The 15,898-nt window shown below is 68.1% G+C and carries 13 protein-coding genes; 1 reads left to right on the top strand and 12 read right to left on the bottom strand.

From position 1 onward, the window contains the following. Positions 1-11: 11 nt before the first annotated feature. The 11 genes from polC to hemB form a co-directional block, all read right to left on the bottom strand. A complete protein-coding gene (polC, locus tag DU484_RS03145) occupies positions 12-5,111 on the bottom strand; it encodes a DNA polymerase II large subunit (protein ID WP_114605089.1) in 5,100 nt (1,699 codons plus the stop codon). Continuing rightward, positions 5,108-5,506: a PPC domain-containing DNA-binding protein gene (locus DU484_RS03150; RefSeq protein ID WP_114584741.1), complete on the bottom strand. Its 399-nt coding sequence runs from the start codon at positions 5,504-5,506 to the stop codon at positions 5,108-5,110. The genes polC and DU484_RS03150 overlap by 4 nt, the downstream gene beginning before the upstream one ends. A 116-nt stretch (positions 5,507-5,622) precedes the next feature. After that, positions 5,623-6,009: a NifU family protein gene (locus DU484_RS03155; RefSeq protein WP_114584742.1), complete on the bottom strand. Its 387-nt coding sequence runs from the start codon at positions 6,007-6,009 to the stop codon at positions 5,623-5,625. Between the two features lie 25 nt (positions 6,010-6,034). After that, complete coding sequence (locus tag DU484_RS03160) at positions 6,035-6,370, bottom strand: DUF5783 family protein (protein WP_114584743.1); 336 nt, start codon at positions 6,368-6,370, stop codon at positions 6,035-6,037. Positions 6,371-6,407: 37 nt separating this feature from the next. Beyond that, the gene (gene cysK / locus DU484_RS03165; RefSeq protein WP_114605090.1) at positions 6,408-7,325 is read right to left on the bottom strand and encodes a cysteine synthase A; all 918 of its coding nucleotides are present in this window, start codon (positions 7,323-7,325) and stop codon (positions 6,408-6,410) included. Between the two features lie 51 nt (positions 7,326-7,376). Next, positions 7,377-8,798, bottom strand: a complete 1,422-nt coding sequence (locus DU484_RS03170; protein ID WP_114606702.1) for a single-stranded-DNA-specific exonuclease RecJ — start codon at positions 8,796-8,798, stop codon at positions 7,377-7,379. 31 nt (positions 8,799-8,829) lie between these two features. After that, positions 8,830-9,570 carry a uroporphyrinogen-III synthase gene (locus DU484_RS03175; RefSeq protein ID WP_114605091.1) on the bottom strand — a complete coding sequence of 247 codons (741 nt, stop codon included), beginning with the start codon at positions 9,568-9,570 and terminating at the stop codon, positions 8,830-8,832. Next, on the bottom strand, positions 9,567-10,652 hold the full coding sequence (gene hemC, locus DU484_RS03180) for a hydroxymethylbilane synthase (RefSeq protein ID WP_114605092.1): 1,086 nt from the start codon (positions 10,650-10,652) through the stop codon (positions 9,567-9,569). Before hemC ends, DU484_RS03175 begins: the two co-directional genes overlap by 4 nt. A gap of 34 nt (positions 10,653-10,686) precedes the next feature. Further along, the gene (gene hemL, locus DU484_RS03185) at positions 10,687-12,021 is read right to left on the bottom strand and encodes a glutamate-1-semialdehyde 2,1-aminomutase (protein WP_114605093.1); all 1,335 of its coding nucleotides are present in this window, start codon (positions 12,019-12,021) and stop codon (positions 10,687-10,689) included. Between the two features lie 90 nt (positions 12,022-12,111). Beyond that, positions 12,112-13,758, bottom strand: coding sequence for an ammonium transporter (locus DU484_RS03190; RefSeq protein ID WP_114605094.1), 1,647 nt, complete (start codon positions 13,756-13,758; stop codon positions 12,112-12,114). A gap of 307 nt (positions 13,759-14,065) precedes the next feature. After that, positions 14,066-15,043, bottom strand: coding sequence for a porphobilinogen synthase (hemB, locus tag DU484_RS03195; protein WP_114605095.1), 978 nt, complete (start codon positions 15,041-15,043; stop codon positions 14,066-14,068). Positions 15,044-15,129: 86 nt separating this feature from the next. Between hemB and DU484_RS03200 the strand changes: the two genes are divergently transcribed. Then, complete coding sequence (locus DU484_RS03200; protein WP_262342838.1) at positions 15,130-15,651, top strand: DedA family protein; 522 nt, start codon at positions 15,130-15,132, stop codon at positions 15,649-15,651. Between the two features lie 60 nt (positions 15,652-15,711). Here the strand turns inward: DU484_RS03200 and DU484_RS19900 are convergent, their stop codons facing one another. Continuing rightward, entirely contained in the window at positions 15,712-15,876 is a 165-nt protein-coding gene (locus DU484_RS19900; RefSeq protein WP_187347755.1) for a DUF6757 family protein, read from the bottom strand. Between the last annotated feature and the right edge of the window lie 22 nt (positions 15,877-15,898).

Genomic DNA, 15,898 nt, shown 5'->3' on the forward strand with positions numbered 1-15,898 from the left:
CGCTCGCCGCGCTACATGAAGTCGTCCAGTCGCGACGGCTTGTTGTGGTCGTTCTGGAAGACGCTCTCCAAGCTCTTTTCGAGCACTTCGAGGCGCTGTTTCGTGTACGGCCGGCAGCCGAACTCCTCGGCCACCTGGATGGCGGTGTCCATGTACTTGTTCACCGATCCCTCGTGGACGGTCAGGTTCACGCGCCCGCCACACTCCCGGCAATCGCCCGAGAGCGGCATCCGCCGGTAGGACTCGCCGCAGTCCAGACACCGCGTCTCCTGGCGCGAGAACGCCCGCAGGTTGCCGATCAGGTCCGGGAGGAAGTGGTACTCGATGACCCGCTCGGCCACGTCCGTCTCGTCGACCGCCCGGAGTTTGCGGGCCAGGTTCAACTGGGCGTCCATCTTGTCCATCATCGACCCCAGCGTCTTGTACGCCGAGAGGTCCGGCCCCAGGGCGATGTTCGAGGTGTCGTGGGTGTGGTCGAAGCCGTGGTACTCCGCCTCCGTATCGAGCGAGTCCTCCGCGATTTCGACGTCTACCGCTTCGGGGTCGGCCATCTCGCGGGTCGCCTCGTAGAACTCGAGGGGGTACTCCCGCACCACGTCCATGTTGTGGGCCTCGTCGTCGATTTCGGTGGGGTCGATCCGGGAGGACATGACGAGGGGGGCGTCCATTCTGCCCCCCCTTTGATCCGGGAGGAACTCCTGGCTGAAGTTGAGCAGACCGTCCATGAGGAGCATGACGCAATCTTCGTCACCGTCACATTGACAATTTGACAGATCGTTCGTAATCAGTGTATGGGTATCTGCAACGGTAAGACAGTATACTGAATCGACGTTAGACGTACTGATACTCGTTGATTCGACAGTATCGATCAAATATTCGTCGTTTCCACCGTCGAAACAGCGCGCGTATTTCTCCTTACTACTACGCTCGGCGACATTTTGACGAAGCACTTCGTCTTTCCGTGAGAGGTGGAATCCGATCTGCTCCGAGAATCGGACGCTACGTTCTCCAGCAAGGTGAACGACGTACGCCGGTTTCGACATGGACATGTCGTTATCCCTGTAGTGCTCCGGAAACTGGTCTTGGAGTAATACCGGCTCGACATGCCTGATCCGTGCTTCGATACCGAATCTGGTCAGGAGTGCGACGATATCTTCTTTGAGTTCGTTGCTGACCGTCGACGCCGAAACGGTTGTTCCCGTTGAGTCAACCGACCCGTCGCCGCTAAAGTATCCGCGTAGATACGCTGCAGCAATTCGGTTCGACGAATCGAATATGTGTTGAGGGACACGCTTGCTTTCCGCATACACACCCGCATTCAGGATTGTATCGAAGAACGCACGGGGTAGTCGTCCCGAAACAGTAACCTTCGCCTCGTTTTCACGGTACGGCTCGACACCGAATTCGGATCGAAACGTCTCCATGAAGAACTCTCGGGCCTCGGATTCGGTTCCACAAACCGTCGTCTGGTGGATCGTTCCTTTGGGTGTCTCCTGTGCGCGAGCGAATCCTTCCGCAGCGTAGTATCCTAGGAGCGTCGCAACTCGTCCGTTCAGTTCGACGAATCGATCCATCTGAGCTCGGTCTCGTTTGACACCGAGTTTCACGTCGTCCGGGACGGCCGATAAGAGCGCGTCGGTAGACTCGAACAGTCGGTCCAGCAGTTGGACAGGAATGCTCTCTCGATAGACGTAGTTACTTAGGGCTTTTTTCGATAGTCCGAGGTACTCGGCGGTGCTTTTCAGTGGATAGAACGTCCCCTCCCATCTATGACGCAGCGATTCGGTAAATAGATCGTAGAGTTCGCTCTTCGCTATTCCTCTGATAGTCAGGCGGTCGCCATTGATAATATCTCTCCGTAGCAACTCCGCGAGCAAATCGATACGCTGTGGCTCGTCTGCTGGTGACACCGTATCGAGATGTGAGGGTTTGATTAGCTGGTCGTCGTCCGCTACCTTTGACGCTCGTTTCGATTCGACCTCTCCCCCATCGAACACCTGCACCTCGTGATCCGGCGTCACTGTAACCGCCCGCCCACTCCGCGTCTCGATTTCGACCAGATGATCCGGCGCCCGGTGTTTCGACACCGCTTCGACCGGCTTCAGCACCTGCTCGCCGTCGTCGTCGATGCTCGGCACGTGCACGTCGCCGTCGAGTTCCTGCACGAGCGTGCCGAAGTCGTCCGTTTCGGGGTCCTCGAGCCGCTCTTCCACCAGCCGCTCGATCCGCTCGTGGTGCCACGCGCCGTCCTCGTCCCGATACCACACCTTGGTCTCCGGGTGGAAGCAGTTCCGCCGCTTCGCCGCGTGGAAGTACGGATGCGCGTACCCGACCGCCGCCGACGTGAACCCGACCACCCGACCGACCACGGCCGCCGAGGTGTGCGGCGCCATCCCGAAGACGAGTTCGCCCACTAGGTCCTGGCGCTCCGCCACCTCGTAGAACGGCGGCAGGTCGTAGAACTCGGTCAGCAGGTCGTCGACGAAGTCGGCCGTTTTGAGGAGGTGTTCCGCCGCCCCGTCCGAGAGCACGATGTCCTGTACTTTCAACTCGACCAGTTGATCGTCGAAGCGGAGCGGGTCGCCGTCGACGTCGGTCTCGTAGCCGAGTTCGCGGAAGTCCTCGGCGGTCACGTCCAGCTCTTCGGGGCGGACCGCCGTCACCGGCAGGTCCGTCATGTCGTAGCGGACGGTGCCGTCCTTGAACGAGCTGACGCCGTGTTTCGCGCGGAGGACGCCTTTCTCCATCGGCTCCGGCGTCTTGTTCGCCGACGTGAGCCCTTTCACGCCCTTCAGAATCTCGAACGCCGCCTCGCGCTCGCCCACGGTATCGAGGGCTTCCTGATACCGCTCGCCGAGGTCGAGTCGGCGCCACTCGACGCTGGTCACGTCCCGATCACAGCGGTCACAGTGGACGCGCCCGGATTCGTCGGGTTCGATCACCTGCTCGCAGGACTCGCACTCGTACACCGGCTCCGTGTGGGCGCCGCAGTTCCGGCACTGCGTGCGGTGCGTGGTCGCGCCGCAGTCGGGACACGCCCGCCGGCCTACCTGCACGTTCACGACGCCCCGGCCATCGTCGGTGCGGGCGCGGGCCGCGCCACCCACGTCGCGTTGACTGCCACCCGCCTCGCCGATGGGATAGAGGGTGTGGACCGCGGGCGAGAGGTCGCGCCCCTCCGACTTCTCCGGTCGCCCCATCCGGTTGCCGATGCGGGTCGGGGCGCGTTCCCGAACCGTGAACGGCGCCACCTCGTCGACCGCGCGGACGGCGTTGTCGCCGTCGTCGTACTCGCGGGCGGCCGTCGAGAGGTCGTCGAGCGTCCACTCGCGGTCCAGATCGGCCGTCACGCCGAGCGACCGGGCGAACGGTCGCCAGTCGGCGATTCTCACCACCCCGTCGGTGGCGACGTGTTCGACGAGGAGCGTTTCGAGCGTCCGCCGCACCGCCGGCGTCGCCTCGACGAGGAGCGTATCGGCCGTCGACTCGTCGCCATCGGACGCGACCCGTCCGACCCCGCCATCACCCTCGACGGCGACCGTCTCCCCGCCCGCGACGGCGGCCGCGAGTTCGTCCATCGCCGCGACGCTCACGTCGTGCCAGAGGTAGGTGTACGCCGGGTGGAGCGGGCAGTCGAACTCGGTCGCCCAGCGGAGCGCCTCGTCGGCGCTCGGGTCCTCGAGGTCGACCCGCGGGTCGTCGCGGAGCGCCTGCACGTCCGCGTCGCTCTCCTCGAACTCCTTCACCCACCACTCGACCGTGTAGGAGGCGGGCGCGAGGGGGTGGTTGTTCTCGACGAACTCGCCGTAGTTGACGAGGTACTCGCCGAGGTCCAGAATCTCCTCGACGCCGTTGCGGACCGCCAGCGCCTCCGCCGGATCGTCGATGCGGCGGACCTCGCCGTTGGCCAGTCGGACCGTCGGCCCCTCGATGGTGTCGACGGGGACGACGCCCGCGGCCTTCCCGGGGCGTTCGGTCTTGATCTGCGTGCCCGTCGCGAGGAAGTCGTCGACGAGATGCATCGTCGCGGGGTGGACGCCCGCGGTGGCGAAACCGTGGTTGCGGGCGCGGCCGTAACGGAGGCGAAAGCCCCCGGCCTCGGAGGGATGGCCGAACACCGGCCGCCCGGCGATCAGGTCGCGCAGGAACTTCGTCGAGGGGTCGACGCGGGGTGGTCCGGACGGCTCGGCGTCGTCGTCCGCGGCCGCGTCGTCGTCCGCGTCGTCCCCCTCGTCCGCGGCCGTCTCGTCCGTCTCCTCCCCGTCGTCTTTCCCGATGGTGCCGTCGATGAGGTCCTGGAGCCACGGCCACTCCACCTCCGCTAAGTCGCGGGTGTAGCGCTGGATCTTCGGCGCCTTCAGCGCGATGCCCTCGGCGAGGACGAGACACATCCCGCCGCGGGCCGAGTTGGTGTCGACGCGTTCGAGGTCACGGAACCCCGACACCTCCTCGTCGCCCGTCGCCTCGCCGTCCAGCATGATCGGCATGTGTTCGGCGATGAACTTCGTCTCCTTGTCCTTCGGCGTGTACTGGAGCCCCGTCTCCGAGTCGTAGAGCCCCACCTCCTCGGCGTAGCGCTCCACCTCGTCGTCGCGTGGTTTGAACTCGTCGATGCCGAGCAGGGAGCGGGCGTAGTCGGCGACGAGCACCGAGAGCGCCTGTGCCGTCCCGCCCGCCGAGCGGATGGGACCGGCGTAGTAGACGTTGACGAACTCGGTGCCGTCGTCGTTTGCAAGCACCTCGACGCGGTCGATGCCCTCGATGGGCGCGGCGACGACCCCCTCGGTCAGGAGGGCCACGGCGGTCCGGACCGCCCCCTCGATCTTCCCGGCGTTCGTGTCGTAGTCGCCGACGGTCCCCTCGACGAAGTCGGTGACGAGCGCCAGCGCCGCCTCCTCGCGGCTCATCTGCCCGTCGAGTTCGCGCACGCGTTCGGCCACGCCGTCGATGCCGAGGATGTTCTCCACCCGGTCGGCCATGTCGCGGGCGACCGGAATCTCCACCTCGGTGGTCGGGTCGGCACCGCGGCTCCGCGCCCGCTCCGCGCGGTCGAACGCCTCGTCCAACCGCGCTTCCATCCGCTCGAAGTAGCGTTCGTCGTCGGGCGTCATGGGGCGTCGGCGCGGTCGACGACCTGTTCCTCGAAGGCCCGGAGGTGCACCGTCCCCTCGACGGCCGTCGCGGCGTTGAGGTAGCCGCCGACGGCCTGCCCGCTCGGGCGAGTGAGGACGGCGTGGGGGCGGGCGAACGCCCCGTCCGCGTCCGCCCCGACCCCACCGACGCAGACGGCGACCGTCAGCGGTTCGTCGAACCCGACGGCGCGGTGCTCCCCGGCCCTCGGATCGTAGTGCCACACGTCGGCGTCCGCGACCGTCCCCGTCCCGGTGAACCACCCCGACGTGACCCCCTCGGCGTCGGCGGCGTGCTCGATGGCCTCCCGCCAGTCGTCGCCCTCCTCGACGGCGACGCGGTACTCCGCGCTCACGGCGAGTTCACGAGCGTCCATAGACGCGACACGGACGGCCTCGGATTAAACCTTCCTCAGCGCGGCCGTCGCCGGCCGACGGCGTGGCAGTCGCTGGGTGGGTCGGAAAACACCGCGGTCGGACGGGGGCGAACCGGTTAGAACGGGGCCTGCGGGCCTTCGTCGCGGCCCTCGTCGTCGTCGCTCGTCTCGCCGGGGAAGGAGGGTTCCATGCCGCCGCCGTGGCCGCCCTCGCCGCCCTCGCCGCCCATGCCTTCCATGCCGGTGTCGGCGTGGACCTTCGTGATCTCGGGAATCTCTTTGACCATCCGGCTCTTGATCGCCTGAATCGTCATGGGGGAGATGCCACAGCCGGAACAGGCGCCGCCGAGCTGGATGCTCACCTCGCCCGTCTCGGTGTCGATGTGCTGGATGGCTGCGCTCCCGCCGTGCATCTGAATCTGCGGGAAGTTGCGCCGCAGGAAGTTCGTGACGCGCTCGCGGAGTTCGTCCTCGCCGTCGGCGTCCTGAGCGTCGGTACTCATGGACGAGACAAGGATACCGACGGGCTTAGGCCTTTGGTTCATCACGTTCGTCGAGGCCGAAGACGGTCCGCAGTTCCGCCTCGATTTCCTCGACGTACCGGTCGAGCGTCGTCTCCAACTTCTCCTCGTCGACGACCACCGCCGTCACCCGCTCGGTCGGGTTCTCGGGGAGTTCGATCCGGAACGCACCGTCCTCGTAGAACGGCTCCGACTCGTTGAGCACCTGCTGGTCGATGGCGTGGACGAGTTCGGAGTCGAAACGGTCGTTCATCGTCTCGAAGGCGTTCTTGTACGCCCGCTGGAGCTCGGTGAAGTAGTTGGCGTACTTGTCCTCGAACTTCTCCGGGTCGAAGTCGGCCATGGCGGTCTTTGCTCCCCGCCGGGCAAAAGTCGGACGGTTAGGCGTCGAACAGATCCGTCGAGAGGTAGCGCTCGCCCGTATCCGGCAGGATCACGACCGTCGTCTCCGTCGGATGCTCGGTCGCGTACGCCGTCGCCGCCGCCAGCGCTGCGCCCGAGGAGATGCCGACGAGGAGGCCGGCCTCGCGGCCCAGTCGGCGCGCGGCCGTGCGCGCTTCGTCGGCCGTCACCCCACGCACCTCGTCGATCAGGTCCGTCCGCACCACGTCGGGGAGAAAGCCCGGGCCGATGCCCTGGATGTCGTGGCCATCGCTGCACGCCTCGGTGATCGTCGGCGACGACGCGGGTTCGACGGCGACGGTCGTCACGTCGTCGCCGCGTTCGACGAAGTACTCCCCGAGCCCCGTGATCGTCCCGCCGGTGCCGACGCCGGCGACGACGGCGTCCACGTCGCCGCCCGTCGCCCGCCGTATCTCCGGCCCGGTCGTCGTCCGGTGGGCGCGCGGGTTCGCCTCGTTCTCGAACTGCCCGACGAGGACCGCGTCGTCGGCCGCGGCCAGTTCCTCCGCGCGGCGGTTCGCCCCACCCATCCCCTCCTCGGCCGGCGTCAACTCCAGGTCGGCGCCGAGGGCGGCGAGCATCGTCCGGCGCTCTTCGGACATCGACTCGGGCATCGTCAACGCGCAGTCGTAACCGCGGGCCACCGCCACCGTCGCCAGACCGATGCCGGTGTTGCCGCTCGTGGCCTCGACGACCGTCCCGCCCGGCGGCAGGTCACCGGACCCCTCGGCCGCGTCGATCATCTCGCGGGCGATGCGATCCTTGACCGAGTAGGCGTTCACCGCCTCCACCTTCCCGAGGAGGTTCTCGGCGACCCCGTCCAGCCGAAGGAGCGGGGTGTCGCCGATCAGCCCCTCGACCGATTCCACGACGTTCCGGTGGGCCGTCTCGCTCATCGGTCGCGTTACTCCGAAGCGACGGGTAAGCCCCGTCCCGAACGGGTTCGACTACCCCAACTGGTCGGCGATCAGATCGTCGGCCGCCGCGACGAACGCCGCTTGAGTGCCGGCGGGAATCGTCGCCCCCGCAGCCACGTCGTGGCCGCCGCCGTCGCCGCCGACCGACCGCGCTGCCTCCCGCATGACCGTCGAGAGATCCAGTCCCTGCCGAACGAGGGTGTGAGACCCCCGCGCGGAGACTTTCACCTCGTCGTCGCCGCCATCCGACTCGCCGGCGTCCACGCTCGCGAACGCGACGATGGGCCGGTCCCGTCGGACGCCGTCCGCCCCCAGCGCCATCCCGGCGACGATGCCGACGATGGTCTCCCGGATTCGCGTCCCCGCGTCGAACCACTGGACGTGGTCTTCGACGGTCACCCCCTCCGATTTCACGAGTTCCAGCCCCTCCGAGAGGTTCTTGCGGTGGTTGCGCAGGAGCGTCCGGGCGCGGTCGAGTGCCTCGCCTCGGTCCCCCAGACACACTGCCAGCCCCACGTCCGCGCGCTCGTAGCGCGCCGTCGCGTTCAGGAGCGTCGAGAACTCGCTCACGTCGCGGAGTTCCGTCCCTTCGGCCTCCGCGGTGAGGGTGTAGGTCGTCCCGATCAGGTCGTTCACCCGATCCGCCGGCACGCCGCTCGCCACCGCCCGCTTGAGCAGGGCGCTCGCCACCGTCCGCCGCTCGTCGTCGGTCAGATCGACCCACCGTTTCCACTCCCCATCGGCCCGGAGGTCGAGATCGAGATCGGCGAGAAAGCGCACGGCGCCGGACTCGTCGCCGCTGATCCCCGGAATCCGCACGTCGCTGGCGTACTCCAGTAGCTTGGGGAGCGGCCGGGTCTGCCGGCCGTACATCGACAGATCGGTTCCCTCGCGTAGGACGCCCGCCTCGACGCCCTCGGCGACGATGGCCTCGTTGGCGCCAGTGAGGCCGTCGACGCCGGCCTGCATGTCGCCGACGGCGCCGACGACGGCGAGGGCCGCGAGGTCACGGTTGGCCTCCCCGCCGAGCGCCCGCGCCACGCAGTAGGCCGCCCCCGCGCCGGACAGTTCGCTCGCGCCGTTCAGCCCCTCCAGCAGGGGGTTACAGTGGAACTCGACGTCCGCGTCCGCCGGCTGGTGGTGGTCCGCGACCACGGGCGTGAAGGCGTCGGCGTACTCGACGACGACGTCGAGTTGCCCGCTCCCGAAGTCCGTAAAGAGGACCGTCCCGTGCTCCGTCGCGGCGATGGAGCGGATGGCCGCCTCGTCGAGCTGTTTCTCGAAGACCGTATCGAAGGGGATTCCGGCGCGTTCGAGCGCCGTCGCGGCCACGGCGGCGCTCGTCAGGCCGTCGGCGTCGATGTGGGAGGCGAGGAGCACCGAGTCGGCCGCCCGGAGGCGGTCGGCACACGCCGCCGCCCGGTCGGCGAGTTCGGGAACCGGCCCGTCCATGGGTTCGGCGTCGGTCGCCATCACTGATAAACTACCGCTCCCGCAACGCCGCGACCGTCTCCCGGGCCAGCGCCTCGAACGTCGCCTCCGCGGGCACCACGTCCACGTCGATCCCGAGCGATTCGGCCGTCTCCCGCGTCGGGTCGCCGATGACGCCGACGACGGCCGCGTTCAGCCCCACGATGGCGGCGGCGCGGAGGCCCCGCGCGTCCGCGGCGTCGAGGAAGTGTTCGACGGTCAGCGAGGAGGTGAAGCAGGCGGCGTCGAGGTCACCCGCCGCGGCGAGTTCGGCCGATTCGCCCGCCCCATCGGGGCGGACGAGGCGGTAGAGCACCGTCTCGTGGACGGCCGCGCCGGCGTCGCGGAGCCCTTCCAGCAGGACGGGGCTGCCGTGGTCGCTCCGGGCCACCTCGACGCCGGCTCCGTCGGTTCGGTCGGCCAGCAGGTCGACGAGCCCGGTCGAGGAGTAGTCGTCGGGGACCAGATCGACCGCGTAGCCCGCCGCCTCCAGTGCCTCGGTCGTCTTCGGACCGATAGCCACCACCGTCGCGTCGCCGGAGTCCCACCCCGCCGACGCGACGAGTTCCGCGCCCGTCTTGCTCGTGAAGACGACGTACTCCCCGTCCTGTGGCGTCGCGCCCGTCGGCTCGACGGCGAGCATGGGGTCGGCCACCGGCTCGACCCCGAGGTCGGCGAGGAGCGTCCGGGCCGCGTCGAGTCGCTCGTCGTCGGGGCGGAAGACGGCGACGCGGGGGCGGTCGGTGTCGCTCACACGTCGGCCTCCTCGCGCGCCCGGTCGATCAACTCGGCCGCCCCCGCCTCCCGCAGTTCGGCCGCGAGGTCGACCGCCGCGTCGGCGTGGTCCGTGATCGGGAGGTCGGCGGTGCGCTCGACCGCCTCCGTCCCGTCGAGGGAGAGTACCTGAACCGTGACGTGGACGTACTGGCCCTGAACGACGGCGTAGACGCCGATGGGCGCGATACAGCCCCCGCCGAGTTCGGCGAGCACCGTCCGCTCGACGGTCGTCTCGACGCGCGTCACCGGGTCGTCGACGAGGTTACGGATCGTCTCCGTCGCGTCCGCGTCGCTCCGGGCCGTCACCGCGATGGCGCCCTGCCCCGGTGCGGGGACGAACGACTCCCGGGGGAGGCGGGTCGTCGCCACGGCGTCGAGCAGGCCGCTTCGCTCTAGCCCTGCCTCCGCGAGGACGACGGCGTCGTACTCCGTCTCCACCGCCCGCTCCATCGCCCGCCGCTCCAGTTCGGCGAGCCCGTCGAACCACTCCTCGACCGACCGGTCGAAGTTGTCGGGATGTTCGCCCTCGTCCTCGTCCTCGGCGTCCAGTCGCCGCTGGTGTTCGCGCTGGAGACCGGGCGCCAGCAACTTCTCCAGCCGGGTGTCGACGTTGCCCCGGAGCGATTCGACCTGCAGGTCCGGGCGCTCGCGGCGCAACTGCGCACCGCGCCGGAGCGAGGAGGTGCCGACGACGGCGCCCTCCGGCAGGTCCTCCAGGGTCGCGCCGTCGGGGGTCACGAGTACGTCGCCCGCGGGGGCGCGTTCGGGCACCCCGGCGACGACTAGCTCGGGCGGCGACTCGGTCGGCATGTCCTTCATCGAGTGGACCGCGGCGTCGACGTCGCCGTCGAGGACCCGCTCGTCGAGCGCGCGGACGAACGCGCCCGTCTTCCCCAGGCGATGGATGAGTTCGTCCCGAATCTCGTCGCCGCGGGTCGACACCTCGACCGTCTCGACGGCGAGGCGTCGGGCCGAGAGGCGGTCGGCCACGCTCGCCGTCTGGCGCTTGGCGAGGTCGGACCCGCGCGTCGCTAGCCGTATGGTCCCGCGCGTGTTCATACCGGGGCGACGCCCCCGAAGGTGAAAAGCCCCGCTATAGCGCTTCCTGATACGCGTCGATGGTCCGCTGGATGTCCTCTTCGGTGTGGGCGTAGCTGACGAACTGCGCCTCGAACTGGTTGGCGGTGAGGAACACCCGCCGATCCTTCATCTCCTGCCAGAACACCCGCTCCCAGCGGTTGGTCTCGGCGGCCGCCACGTCCGCCCCCGTCTTGGGACAGGCGTCGTAGTTCGGGCAGTCCGTGCGCTGGCGACAGCCGGCCGCACAGCGGTCGGCGCCGCCCGCGCCGTCCCGGGTGAAGATCGTCTTGAAGATGCTGCCCGTGCCGACGACGGTGTACTCCGGGGCGCGCTCCTCTACGATGTCGGTGATGCCCGCACGCAGTTGCTCGCCCAGCGCGTTCACGTGGTCGTACACGTCGTTCTCGGCGGCGTAGCGCAGGGTTTCGAGCCCGGCGGCCATCGTCACCGGGTGGCCGGAGAAGGTGCCCGACTGGAACACGTCGCCGCCGGGGGTGAGGTGTTCGACGATTTCGGCCCGGCCGCCGACGGCCCCGACGGGGAAGCCACCGCCGACGATCTTTCCTAGGGTCGTCAGATCGGGCGTGACGCCGAACTCGCTCTGGGCACAGCCGAGGCCGCCGACGCGGAAGCCGGTGATCACCTCGTCGAAGATCAGGAGGGAGCCGTGTTCGTCACAGAGTTCGCGCAGCGTCTCGTGGAAGCCGTCGACGGGCATCACGACGCCCATGTTACCGAGGATCGGTTCGGTGAGGACGGCCGCGATGTCGTCGCCGTGGGCCTCGAACACGTCGGTGACGGTGTCGGAGTCGTTGAACGGGACGGGGATGGTGTGCTCGGCGAAGGAGTCGGGAATGCCTGGCGAGGAGGGGTGGGCACCCTCCGGCCCGCCCTCGACGAGCGTCGACTCCTGGGCGCCGTGGTAGCCGCCCTGCATGACGACGATCTTGTCGCGCCCGGTGTACGCCCGCGCGAGGCGGACCGCCGAGACGGTGGCTTCGGTCCCCGAGTTGACGAAGCGGATCATCTCGATGGAGGGGACGTGGCGGGCGACGAACTCCGCGAGATCGACCTCTACCTCCGTCGGCGCGCCGTACATCGGGCCGGAACTGACGTGGGACTGGATCGCCGCCTGGACGGGGTCGGGCAGGTCGTGGCCGTACAGCAGGGGACCGTAGCCCATCACGTAGTCGAGATACCGGTTGCCGTCGGCGTCGATCACGTGCGCGCCGTCGCCGCGCTCGACGAAGAAGGGGTAAGGCATCGACGCCCGCACCGAGGAGTTGACGCCGCCGGGAAGCACCGACAGCGCCCGGTCGTACAGGTCCCGCGATTCGTCGTGGTTCATACCTACCGCTGGGGACCGCTGGGGAAAGAATGTACGGGGTTTCGTCGAAAAGACCGTGCCGCGTGGTGCTCGCGTGCCGAACCGATCCGCTCAGACCGCGTCGGGACCCGTCTTGCCGGTGCGGACCTGCACCGCCTCGTCGACGGGCATGATGAAGATTTTGCCGTCGCCGGGTTCGCCCGTGTTGGCGCTGTCGCGAATCGCCTCGGCCACGTCCATGGCGGGAACGTCCGCGACGACGCACTCGATTTTCACTTTCTGGTGCAGATCGACGGTGTACTCCTCGCCACGCCACTGGCCCTTCTTCGCGGGCTGGGACCCGCGACCGGAGACGTTCGTCACAGTGATCGAGGGGGCACCCACTTCGGCGATGGCCTGTTTCACGTCGCCCAGTTTCTCCGGGCGGAGCATCGCGACGACCATCTTGATCTCGCGGTCACCGCCGTCGGTCCGGATGATCTCGTTGCCGCCGTCCGCCATCACGTCGGCGCCGGGGTCGCCGAACTCGGGGTAGGTGTTGACGCCGTGTTCGGCCACGTCGAGGCCTTCACGTTCGTGTTCGGGGGAGACGCGGGCCTGCCCGATCAGCTTGAGGGCGCCGAACACCAGCGCCGTCGCGACGATGGTCCAGCCGCCGATGACCGCGACGCCGGCAATCTGGCCGACGAAGCTCACCGAGTAGCCGGGAATCGCGAACAGCGGGAAGAGCAAGGCACCGAGGACGCCCGCGGAGCCGTGAACCGGGAACACCGCACAGACGTCGTCGATCTTGAGCCGCTTCTCGATGAATTCGAAGACGACGGGCAGCTGCGCGCCGGCGAGACCGCCGATCACGAGGGCACCGACCCACGTGATTGCGTTGGTGTTGCTCGTGATGCCGACGAGACCGGCGAGCATCCCGTTCGCGACGTACAGCGTGTCGACCTTGCCGGTCTTGGCGAGGGCGGCCGTCGCGGCGCCGATGGCGCCCGCCGCCATGCCGAGGGTGGTCGTCAGCGCGACGCGACCGACCGTGTCGCCGAAGGCGCCGAGGGCGACCGAGCCCTCCTCGACGACGAACACCGAGGCCGCCGTGCCGACGTTGAAGCCGTACCAGCCGAAACAGAGGATGAGCGTCCCCAGCACCGCGAAGGTGAGCGAGTGGCCGGGGATGATGTTGACCGAGCCGTCCTCGTTGTAGCGGTCCATCCGGGGACCGAGGACCCACGCGGCCGTGAGGCCGGCGATGCCGCCCATGCCGTGGACGATCATGCCGCCCGCGAAGTCCTGGAAGCCGGGGCCGATGTCGTTCAGGAAGCCGCCGGCCCAGGTGAGACCGGTGACGACCGGGTAGATGACCGCGGCCAGCAGGATGGTGTACGTGACGTACGCGCGGAGTTTCGCGCGACCGGCCACGGCCCCGCTGACGATGGTCGCCGCCGTCATGGCGAACACCGCGCCGAAGAGCCAGCCGATCCACGCGTCGGAGCCGCCGGCGATGTAGCCGAACGGGTTCGCGCCCCCGCCGACGATGCTCGAGACGCCCGCGCCCACCAGGAAGTAGATGATGACGCCGACGCTCCAGGTCAGCATGTTCTTGGTCAACTGGTTCGCCACGTTCTTCGAGCGTACCTGCCCCGCCTCCAGCATGGCGAAGCCGGCGTGCATGAAGAAGATCAGGAAGGTGACCGTGAGCACCCAGACGTTGTTCACACCGGAGGCGAGCGCCGCCGGATCGATCTGGAGCGGCGTCAGCATACGCTCACCTCTGGACGGGACGATTCGGGGTTGGTGCTTGGACAGACGTTTGTGTTTTGTATCGCTTGCTGCATGTTCGTTCTCCGTGTTGCGATAGAACGTACTGTTACGACATAGTATAAGGATTAGCGTTTACAAATGTCTGAATAACGCCGCTACCGTGGATGTTCGTCCGATTTAATAGTAGATAAGAGTTGTATAAGGTCGTAAGTTAGCCAGTCTCTCGGACTTCTTTGCCGAAGAATTGGTCGAATGTAGTGATAGAAAAATTATATTTCTCTCGGTGTGCCGCGCCATCCCGCGGGGATCAGCGGTCGGGCGCGATCCGTTCCGCGAAGTACGTCACGATCACGTCGGCCCCGGCGCGTTTGAGCGCGAGCAAGGACTCCCGCGCCACCGCGTCCAGGTCGAGCCACCCCTTCTCCGCCGCGGCGTGGAGCATCGCGTACTCGCCGCTGACGTTGTAGGCCGCGACGGGACGGTCGAACTCCCGGCGGACGGCGCTCACCACGTCGAGGTAGGGGAGGCCGGGTTTGATCATCAGCACGTCCGCGCCCTGCTCGACGTCGAGGCGAACCTCCCGAAGCGCCTCCCGGCCGTTCGCGGGGTCCATCTGGTAGTGGCGTCGGTCGCCGAAAGCGGGCGCGCCGTCGGCGGCGTCACGGAACGGGCCGTAAAACGCGCTCTCGTACTTGGCGGCGTAGGACATGATCGCCACGTCCGCGAAGCCGGCGTCGTCGAGGGCCGTCCGAATCCGTCCGACCATCCCGTCGGTCATGCTCGAGGGGGCGACCATGTCTGCGCCCGCCTCGGCCTGCGAGACCGCGGTCTGCGCGAGGAGGTCGAGGGTCGCGTCGTTGTCGACGGTCAGCGTCGGATCCTCGCGGGCGTTCGGTTCCAGGGCGCCGCAGTGGCCGTGGTCGGTGTACTCACAGAGACAGACGTCGGTGATGACCGTCGCGTCCGTCTCGGCGGTGACCGCGCGGGTCGCCCGCTGGACGACGCCGTCCTCGGCCCACGCCCGCGACCCCTCGGCGTCTTTCGACTCCGGGATTCCGAAGAGCATGACGGCCTCGACGCCCGTCGCCAGCACCTCCTCGACGCGGGCGACCGCCTCGGCGACGGGGACGCGTTCGTGCCCGGGCATCGATTCGATGGGCACCCGTTCGTCGGTCGTCGCGTCGACGAAGACGGGGGCGATCAGATCCGTCGCCCGGAGTTCGGTTTCGCTGACCAGCGAACGCACGCCGTCGCGGCGGAGCCGGCGCGGGCGGTCGGTGTTCATACCGCACGCCTCGTCGGGGACGCCCAAAACCCCGTCGTTCCGGCCGATGAGTAACCGCTATAATCCTCCGTGGCCCACCGCGAACCGTGCTCTCCCCGCTCCAGGTCTCGCAGTTGCCCGACACCCTCCGAGACCTGCTGGCCGCGGACTACGGCCTCCTCGTCCTGTTCGGCGTGTTCGTCCTCGAAGGGGCGATGTTGCTGTACGTCGTCCCGAGCGAACTCGTGGTGCCGGGCGCGCTGGCCCTCCTCGGGGGGTCCGTCGAGACGGCCATCCTCGTCGTCGCCGTCGCCGTCGCCGGCGCGACGGTCGGCCAGTTCGCGCTGTTCACGGTCGCCAAACGCGCCGGCCGGGAGCGGCTGCTCCGGTCGCGGTGGTTCCGGATCAGCGACGACGCCCTCGACCGGTTCGAGGGCTGGTTCGACCGCTGGGGACCGGTCGTCGTCCCCGTGAGCAACACGCTCCTGTTCACCCGCGGGATGGTGACGGTGCCCGCCGGCCTCGCGGGGATGGACGACCGCCGGTTCGTGCTCCTGTCGGCGCTCGGCACGCTCTCGTTCGAGTCGATTCTCGCGGCGCTGTTTCTCTGGTTCGGAACCGTGCTGTGATCCGCAGGAATAGGCTACGATCCGGGGACGTGGACGGGGTGAGCGGGGACCGAAAGAGAACTACTCGGTGCGGTCGATATCGATCTTCTCGCGCAGGGCGGCGAGATCGTCGGATTCCGCGAGCTCCTCCAGCCGCTCGCGGAAGTGGCTCTCGCAGAGGCCGACGCGAATGCCTTCCTTCTCCGCGGCGTAGGCGGCCTCGCGATCACAGTAGTGACACTTCATACGACCTCTTGGTGCTCCCTCC

The organism is Haloplanus rubicundus (assembly GCF_003342675.1).
Lineage (GTDB): Archaea > Halobacteriota > Halobacteria > Halobacteriales > Haloferacaceae > Haloplanus > Haloplanus rubicundus.